Annotated in this window: 9 protein-coding genes; 3 read left to right on the top strand and 6 right to left on the bottom strand. The window is 54.9% G+C overall.

Going from position 1 to position 8103, the window contains the following annotated elements:
• Positions 1-31 precede the first annotated feature (31 nt).
• The 4 genes from POG22_RS12290 to atpD form a co-directional block, all read right to left on the bottom strand.
• Positions 32-871, bottom strand: coding sequence for a pentapeptide repeat-containing protein (locus POG22_RS12290; protein WP_498905527.1), 840 nt, complete (start codon positions 869-871; stop codon positions 32-34).
• Between the two features lie 90 nt (positions 872-961).
• Positions 962-1906 carry an ion channel gene (locus POG22_RS12285; protein ID WP_498905525.1) on the bottom strand — a complete coding sequence of 315 codons (945 nt, stop codon included), beginning with the start codon at positions 1904-1906 and terminating at the stop codon, positions 962-964.
• A 182-nt stretch (positions 1907-2088) separates the two neighbouring features.
• Positions 2089-2496 carry an ATP synthase F1 subunit epsilon gene (atpC, locus tag POG22_RS12280; RefSeq protein ID WP_026097940.1) on the bottom strand — a complete coding sequence of 136 codons (408 nt, stop codon included), beginning with the start codon at positions 2494-2496 and terminating at the stop codon, positions 2089-2091.
• 123 nt (positions 2497-2619) lie between these two features.
• A complete protein-coding gene (atpD, locus tag POG22_RS12275; protein WP_063719671.1) occupies positions 2620-4077 on the bottom strand; it encodes a F0F1 ATP synthase subunit beta in 1458 nt (485 codons plus the stop codon).
• 233 nt (positions 4078-4310) lie between these two features.
• Here atpD and POG22_RS12270 point away from each other — a divergent pair, with 233 nt between their 5' ends.
• From POG22_RS12270 to POG22_RS12260, 3 genes are read left to right on the top strand one after another with little or no spacing between them, the layout of a single operon-like run.
• The gene (locus POG22_RS12270; protein ID WP_498905528.1) at positions 4311-4817 is read left to right on the top strand and encodes an ureidoglycolate lyase; all 507 of its coding nucleotides are present in this window, start codon (positions 4311-4313) and stop codon (positions 4815-4817) included.
• A complete protein-coding gene (locus POG22_RS12265; protein ID WP_498905524.1) occupies positions 4814-5002 on the top strand; it encodes a DUF4089 domain-containing protein in 189 nt (62 codons plus the stop codon). The genes POG22_RS12270 and POG22_RS12265 overlap by 4 nt, the downstream gene beginning before the upstream one ends.
• Complete coding sequence (locus tag POG22_RS12260) at positions 4999-6411, top strand: AtzE family amidohydrolase (protein ID WP_498905523.1); 1413 nt, start codon at positions 4999-5001, stop codon at positions 6409-6411. Before POG22_RS12265 ends, POG22_RS12260 begins: the two co-directional genes overlap by 4 nt.
• Here the strand turns inward: POG22_RS12260 and POG22_RS12255 are convergent.
• Entirely contained in the window at positions 6315-7097 is a 783-nt protein-coding gene (locus tag POG22_RS12255; protein ID WP_498905521.1) for a hypothetical protein, read from the bottom strand. The genes POG22_RS12260 and POG22_RS12255 overlap by 97 nt on opposite strands.
• A 226-nt stretch (positions 7098-7323) precedes the next feature.
• Positions 7324-8103: hypothetical protein (locus POG22_RS12250; RefSeq protein WP_498905519.1), on the bottom strand; the 780-nt coding region annotated here is incomplete at its 5' end.

Below are 8103 nucleotides of genomic sequence, written 5' to 3'. Positions count from 1 at the left end.
TCTCCCTCTCTCCCCCTCTCCCTCTCCCCTGCTAATTATGCCGAGTTCCGTCGGGAACGATCGCCCCGTGCAAATTGGCCGCTGTCAGATGAGCGCCCCACAAATCTGCCCCGGTCAAATTGGCGTAACTCAAATCTGCCCCGGTCAAATCGGCCATTTTCAGATCGGCTTGAGTGAGATCGACACCGCTCAAATTCGCACCGAACAGATTCGCTCCATCTAGTTTAGTCCCTTTCAAAGACGCCCCACTGAGATCGGCTTCACTTAACGAGGCTTTACTCAAAATCGAAGAATTCAAATTAGCCTTACGTAAGTTAGCCTCGTTGAGCGAGACTTCGGGCAAATTCGTATAACTGAGGTTCGCTCCTTCAAAACAAGCGCGAACCAACTCCACCCCTTGCCAGCTCGCGCCCCGCAAATCCGCATCGCGCAAATCCGCATCGTGAAGTTTGACGCCATCGAGTTTCGCCTGACGTAAATTGGCTTTTCGTAAGATCGTCTCGCACAAATCCGCGTTTTCCAAATTCGTTTCTCGCAAATCCGCCTCGAACAAATCCGCTCCGGTCAGGATGGCGTTGCGACAATCGACGCGGTACAAATCCACGTAGCGCATTTCTACCCCGGTCAAATCCGCGCCGTACAAAGACGCTCCCACCAGAGACGCCCCGTTCATGTTGACGTTGGCCAGATCGGCACGAGTCAAATCTGCCCCGCGCAAGTCCGCATCAGTCAGCGACGCCCCAGACAGGATCGCGTCCTTCAGACAGATTTGATACAGGTCAGCTCGACTCAAACGAATGCGTCGGATATCGACACCACTAAAATCTCGTTCGCCTGCGGCGTAGCGATGTATCAGTTCGGCCGCGTCCATATAATCTCGATCGTATTTACCTTGAGCAAATTTATCTTACAGGGTAACGGGTAGTCGGAGATGCTTCTGTTTTTGGCTCTCGAGACAGCCTTACCGATTTTCAACCGTCAGTTCACTATCGATCGCCATCGGTTCGACCGCGTGAAAATGGTCGTAATCGACATAGCGATCGCCGTTGGGCAAAATCGAAATAATATCGACGAAACGGGCGTTCCAGCGCAAATCGTCGGCAGTGTAGAACTTACTGGCGTGAATGGTTTGGGAGAGGGTTTCGTCTAATCCGGTCATCATCACGACAACTTGCGTGTCGAGTTCGGCTAAAAACGACGGCGACTTACCAAACAGCGGACTCGATTCGTCGATCGGGTGCATCAGCGTCATCGACAACGAGAAAAAGGGCGTTTCCGATCGCACCAAATTCAAATCGTGCAACCGCCGCATGGTGTGGCCTTCCTCCGTCGTTTCCGGAAGCAACACGCTGACGCGAAACTGAGATTCGACGATAAAATTCCCCCGTCGGTTAGCCGCGCGAAACATCAGCGTGGGAATTCCCCGATAGGGACAGACGACCGCCACTTGACTGAACAGCACGCGCGCGCTCGGCAGCGTAAAGCGGGCGAACATCAACCCCGTCGCCATCGCCACGCCCAACAATCCCACCAACACCTCGATCGCCACCAGTAAATGAGTCACGAGACTTTGCGGGTACATTGCCCCGTAGCCGATGGTAGCCATCGTCTGCACGCTGAAGAAAAAGGCATCGGAAAACGACCCCGGTTCGGCGTTGGCGATACCGTTGCCGTCCAAGAGGACGTAAGCCGTAGCAAACAGCAGGTTGACCACCAGATAGGTGGCAGCCACCAGTCCTAAAAAGCCCCACCACGACAAACTCAACAGCCAGTGATACAAATCGCTCCAATCGAATCCGGGAATTCCCGTTTCGATGAGGCGGTATTTTCCAATCCGACTGACGAGAATACGGGTTTTTCGAGGGCGCGGCCGTTGGCGTTTCGGTTTGCGAAAAAGCGTCTTCATGAGGTACGTTCGAGAGTTGCGATCGATCGGTTTGTTCCACTCTTCTCAAGTTCTACCGCGTTTTCAAGATCGCGACAGAATCCCGAGAGGCCCTTGCGACCTCAACTCAAAAAGGGGAGGTTTCGACACTCCCCTTTTTTGGCGATCGCCGTGCGATCGCGAATTGCTCGATCGCACAGTGCTTAAACTGTGCCACCTGCGGCTTGCAACAATGCCCGAGCGCGTTTTAGGGCTTGTTTGGCTTGAATTTGTTCGACGCGAGCCGCCGAGACCGACGCTTCAACGCGTTGGAGGGCTTTATCGTAGTTTTCCTGAGCCGTTTGGCGATCGATACTGTCGCCCCGTTCGGCACCGTTGACGAGGATCGTGACCAAATCGCTTTCGACTTCAGCGAATCCACCCATCAGCGCGATCGGCACCCACTCTTTACCGGGGCGCACGCGCATCACGCCCGTATCGAGGGCGCTCAACAACGGAGCGTGACCGCTGAGAATACCGAGCTGTCCGGTCGTACTCGGTAAAATCACTTCTTCGGCTTCCGCATCCCAAACCGTTTTATCCGGTGCGATAACGCGAACTTGTAAAGTCATAAATTTATGTTCGGCAATTTTTTTTGGCGTGGTAAATCGTTAACCGTGACAAAGCAGTCGCTTTCGACCTCAACCCCTCTTCCGTTAAGTGGAAGAGGAGCGAGGAGAAGCCATCCGCGCAACCTACTGCGCTTCTGCTTTGAGTTTGTCAGCTTTGGCTTTGGCTTGGCTGATATCGCCGACGAGGTAGAACGCTTGTTCGGGCAGGTCGTCGAGTTCGCCGTTGAGAATCATTTGGAAGCCTTTGATGGTGTCTTCGAGCTTCACGTACTGACCCGGCGATCCCGTGAACACTTCCGCCACGAAGAACGGCTGAGACAGGAAACGCTCGATCTTCCGAGCGCGAGCCACCGTCAAACGGTCGTCTTCAGACAGTTCGTCGAGACCCAAAATGGCGATGATGTCTTGCAGTTCTTTGTACCGTTGCAGCGTTGCTTGAACGGCGCGAGCGGTGCCGTAGTGTTCGTCGCCGACGATTTCCGGTTGCAGCATCGTCGAGGTGGAGTTGAGGGGATCGACCGCCGGGTAAATCCCTTTGGACGCCAGCGCACGAGACAACACGGTGGTCGCGTCTAAGTGAGCGAAGGTCGTGGCCGGAGCGGGGTCGGTCAAGTCGTCCGCCGGGACGTAAACTGCTTGAATCGAGGTAATCGATCCTTCAGTGGTGGAGGTAATGCGCTCTTGCAGTTCGCCCATTTCCGTCCCCAGGGTGGGCTGGTATCCCACCGCAGAAGGCATCCGACCCAGCAGTGCCGACACCTCGGAACCGGCTTGTACGAAGCGGAAGATGTTATCGATAAACAGCAACACGTCCTGTTTGGACACGTCGCGGAAGTATTCAGCCATCGTCAGAGCCGACAGACCGACACGCATCCGCGCACCGGGGGGTTCGTTCATCTGACCGTAGACGAGGGCGACTTTGGAGTTTTCTAGGTTTTCTTCGTCGATAACCCCAGACTCCATCATTTCGTTATAAAGGTCGTTTCCTTCACGGGTGCGTTCGCCCACACCGCCGAACACGGACACGCCACCGTGAGCTTTGGCGATGTTGTTGATCAGTTCCATGATGATGACGGTTTTACCCACGCCAGCACCGCCGAACAGACCCACTTTTCCACCGCGACGGTAGGGAGCCAGCAGGTCGACCACTTTAATCCCCGTTTCCTGAATGGAGGGTTTGGTCTCCAGTTCGGTGAGTTTGGGGGCTTCGCGGTGGATGGGAGAGGTTTCTTGGGTGGGAACGTCGCCTTTTCGGTCGACGGGTTCGCCGAGGACGTTGAAGATGCGACCCAAGGTGGCTTTCCCGACGGGAACGCTAATGGCAGCTCCGGTATCGACGACTTCCATGCCGCGCACTAAGCCGTCCGTGGAACTCATTGCAACGGCGCGAACTTGGTTGTCGCCCAGAAGTTGCTGAACTTCGCAGGTCAAAGAAATCTCTTTACCTGCTTCGTTGGTACCTTCGATTTTCAGGGCGTTGTAAATCTCCGGCAATTGACCGCTCGGGAACTTGGCGTCCACAACGGGGCCGATGATTTGAGTAATGTAGCCAGTATTGGTTTTTTCTGCCGTGGTGACCATGCTTGTATATGTGATTCGTCTGTCAAGAAGGGGGTGGCAGTATTACAGACTGTTAAAATATGCCATCTTAAAGACTACCACCTTTGCTGCGACCAGTCGTCCGTTATCCGTTATCCAGTGCGAAGTTTATCAGACTCTGGGAACGCTCGGGAGAAGTCTTGTCGGGAGACTCGGTCGTGTTAAGGTCGAAATCCGATCGCAGCGATCGCAATGGTTCGGGAGCTAGATGTAAGATGAGTCAGACGATGACACTGCAACCGTTAACGGCTCAGCCGCTGACGCCGGAAAATTTTCGTCCCTACGGTCAGGCAATTTTTGCTAGTGAGGACGGGAAGCCGTTCGACGAGACGGACGCTCGACTCGATCTGACTCGGGGAACGCCTCGGTTTTATATTATGCGGTTGCGCGATCGTGGGCTGCGCTTCGATCGCATTACCCGCCACGTTCGCTGTACGCAATGTTTGGGGTCGTTGGGGGGGAAATCCTGGGCGATCGCGGTGGCACCGCCGAGTGCGGACGATCGCCCCGATCGCGATCGCTTGGCGGCGTTTCTCGTACCGGGAAACTGTTTTATTAAACTCGAGGTGGGAACTTGGCACGCCGGTCCCTATTTCGAGGCTGAGGCGATGGAATTTTATAACCTGGAACTGAGCGATACGAACGTCACCGACCACTTTACCTACAATTTCCGCGATCGCGATGGGTTGGAATTCGAGATCGTGATGGATGCGTCAGAATGAATCAAACACCGACAGACACTCAAACAGTCGTCGAAATTACGGCGAAACTCCTCGATTTATCGATTTCAGAGGAACAGATGCCCGGTGTGCTTGAAAATTTCGAGACGTTGCAACAGGCGGCGCAAGCGGTGATGGCGTTTCCCCTGCCTGAAGACATCGAAATGTCGCCTAAATTCGAGCCGTGAGTTTCGACCTCGACACCGCCGACGCCATCGCCACCGCCGAAGCGGTCAAACAGGGAACGGTATCGGCAACAGAGGTCGTGCGCGCCGCCCTCGATCGCATCGATCGCGCCGATTCGTCACTGAATTGTTTTACGACGGTGTTGGGCGATCGCGCTTTGCAGCAAGCGAACGAGATCGATCGCCAACGGGCAAACGGCGAACGTCTCGGCTCTCTGACGGGGGTTCCCTTCGCCGTCAAAAACCTCTTCGATGTCGAAGGTCTCACCACCCTCGCCGGGTCGAAACTGTACGCCAGCCGTCCCCCTGCCTCTGTTAACGCCACTGCCATTACGCGCCTGCAACGAGCCGGGGCGATCTTGCTGGGAACCCTCAATATGGACGAGTTTGCCTACGGCTTCGTCACGGAAAACCACCACTACGGAGCGACGCGCAATCCCCACGACTTAACGCGCATCGCGGGGGGATCGTCTGGCGGTTCGGCGGCGGCGGTGGCTGGGGGGTTGGTTCCTCTGACTCTCGGCTCGGATACGAACGGTTCGATTCGCGTTCCGGCGGCCTTGTGTGGCGCGTTCGGCTTGAAACCGACTTACGGGCGACTGTCGCGGGCGGGAACGGTTCTGTTTTCGGGAAGCTTGGACTGTATCGGTCCGTTTGGGCGATCGACGCGAGATCTGGCGGCGGCCTTCGATGTCCTGCAAGGTGCCGATCTGCGCGATGCCGTGTGTACGACACGGGCGATCGCTCCCGTCTCGCCGCTTCTCCAGCCCGAAATCGATGGTATTCGCATCGCCGTTTTGGGGGACTATTTTGCTAAAAATGCAAAAACAGAAGCATTAGACGCCGTCTCCACTATCGCTAACGCCCTAAACGCGACTGAGGTGGTATCGATTCCCGAAGCAGCTCGCGCGAGGGCAGCAGCCTATCTCATCACCGCCAGCGAAGGCAGCAACCTCCATTTAGACGACTTGCGATCGCAGGCCGACGAGTTCGATCCGGCAACGCGCGATCGCTTCCTGGCTGGAGCGTTAATCCCCGCGAACTGGTATCTGCAAGCGCAACGGTTCCGAACCTGGTATCGCGATCGCCTGCGCGAGCTGTTCCAACGCGTCGACGTTCTCCTAGCACCTTCGACGCCTTGCATTGCGCCGCACTTGGGACAGAAAACGATGGTTCTCGACGGTCGAGACATCCTCGTGCGCCCTCATCTGGGACTGTTTACCCAGCCGATTTCATTCGCCGGACTGCCCGTCCTCAACGTTCCCGTCCGCCGTCCGACGGGTTTACCCCTCGGCGTGCAGCTTATCGCCGCACCTTACAACGAAATTTTTCTTTTTCGCGTCGCCGCCTTTCTCGAAGGACGCAAATCGATCGCGGCGGTTGCCCCTTCCGGTAACGACGGCGCAGCTTGAGCGTTCACCGCACTGAGGGTTTCCAAGGCTGCCTCTCGAACCACCGGCTCGAGTTGTCGCGACAGCAACACCCGGCAACACTCCCCAATCGTCCGACGTTCGCCTACATCGACCGTTCCCCCCGTCACCCAGCGTTCGAGTTGTCGCAACGCCACCAGTTGTTTGAGGGGATCGTTTTCACTAAGGCGATCGAGGGTTGCGTTGACGTTGACCCCTTCGCGTCCCAACACGCGACTGAGGGTCTGCCAGGCTAACAGCAGTAAAATACCCAGTGTCGCCAATCCTTGCAAAATCGAACCGCCAGCCATCCAGCGATTTTCCGCAGTTGCCCAAATTTCAGCGGCCATGTAGGTGGAAACCGTGGACAGTCCCCCACTGACAACCGCCACCGTGATGGGACGGTTTAAGTCGGACAGCCAACGGCGCACGTCGGACCAGCGCACTGTCCAAGAAGACTGAGACAGCAGATAAGCCCCCACGGTCACGGACATTCCGATTCCCGTGGACAGGAAAAGTTTCCAATTCCATACCAACATCGTCGCGGCGAGAACGGCAGCCAACACCCAACCTCCCCATTCTCGTAAGTGGTTTGGGGATTTTCGACGAGACGCGCGGCGCGGCGGTGGCGGTTGCACGAACGCTCGCACGCTGTCTAGAAGTTGTCGTGAATAGGACGCTCGGGCCACGGGACTTGGGTTTGAAAAATTTCCGATAGAGTATAGAGCTTCTAATTTATCACCTTTTGCGGGTTTGGGACTGTAACCGGGACTTGACACTCTCCAGCTGGAGATTCTTGGGTCTAAGGGGAGCCTACGCTTAACCCCTCATCCCCCCAACCCCCCTTAGCAAGGGGAGCTACGGGGGGATGCCCGACGGCTGCAAGTCCACGTTGCCTTACTACCTGCGCGGCGGCTACATCTCTATCTGTGTTTCCTTGACACACAATTTTCCGTAGGTTGTTACTTGTCCATCCCTGTTAGCAAAATATGCAAAAATCCGGCAATAGATACCTTCTTCTCGAAATTGCCAATCGTACATCACCGTTTCTCCTAGCCATGTCGGTTCTCCTAATTCCCGTGTAATGTATTGTAAAGCCGCTTGAGCGTTCATTCCTACTTCTAAGCGTTCTTGTAGTTTCTTAAACTCAGCCGGAGCAGCTATAATGGCGTCACACTCGCCATTTTCTCTACAGTCTATGGATTCGCCAATGGTCAAATCCTCCAACTCGTTATTTGAAAATGTGGCGCTTAACGTAGAAGTATTCTCAGCTATCCAAGTGTAGGAAGAAGATAGATAATCTAGTTTTCCCGGACGACCGATGAGGGTAGCAATGTCATCGTATCTCATACCGGATTTGAGTTGTTGGTAATACTCTGAAACACGAGCGCTGAGAGGAGTTTCTTCATCAGCAGTGAGAAGCGGGAAATCTGATGGGTCTGGGTTTAAAGAACAGTATTGGGCTTTTTGTTCTTCACTCAATCCTGTAGTAGAGAGTTGTTGGAGGCGATCGCGATATTCTCCCAATGTATTCTGACTGTTAGGATAATCTGAGATGACATTATCGAGAATCGCGATCGCACCGTCCCAATCCTCAATACAAATAGCCTGATTTAATTGTGCTGTGGTATCTTGGGCTTGGCTGGGTAATCCGACGCAACTGAGTAGTCCCCCCATTAAAACTGCTCCACAGTA

Source organism: Geitlerinema sp. CS-897 (assembly GCF_028368005.1).
Classification (GTDB): domain Bacteria; phylum Cyanobacteriota; class Cyanobacteriia; order Cyanobacteriales; family Geitlerinemataceae; genus Baaleninema; species Baaleninema simplex.
Note: the sequence above shows the minus strand (reverse complement) of the source record. Positions and strands in the feature narration are given on the sequence as shown.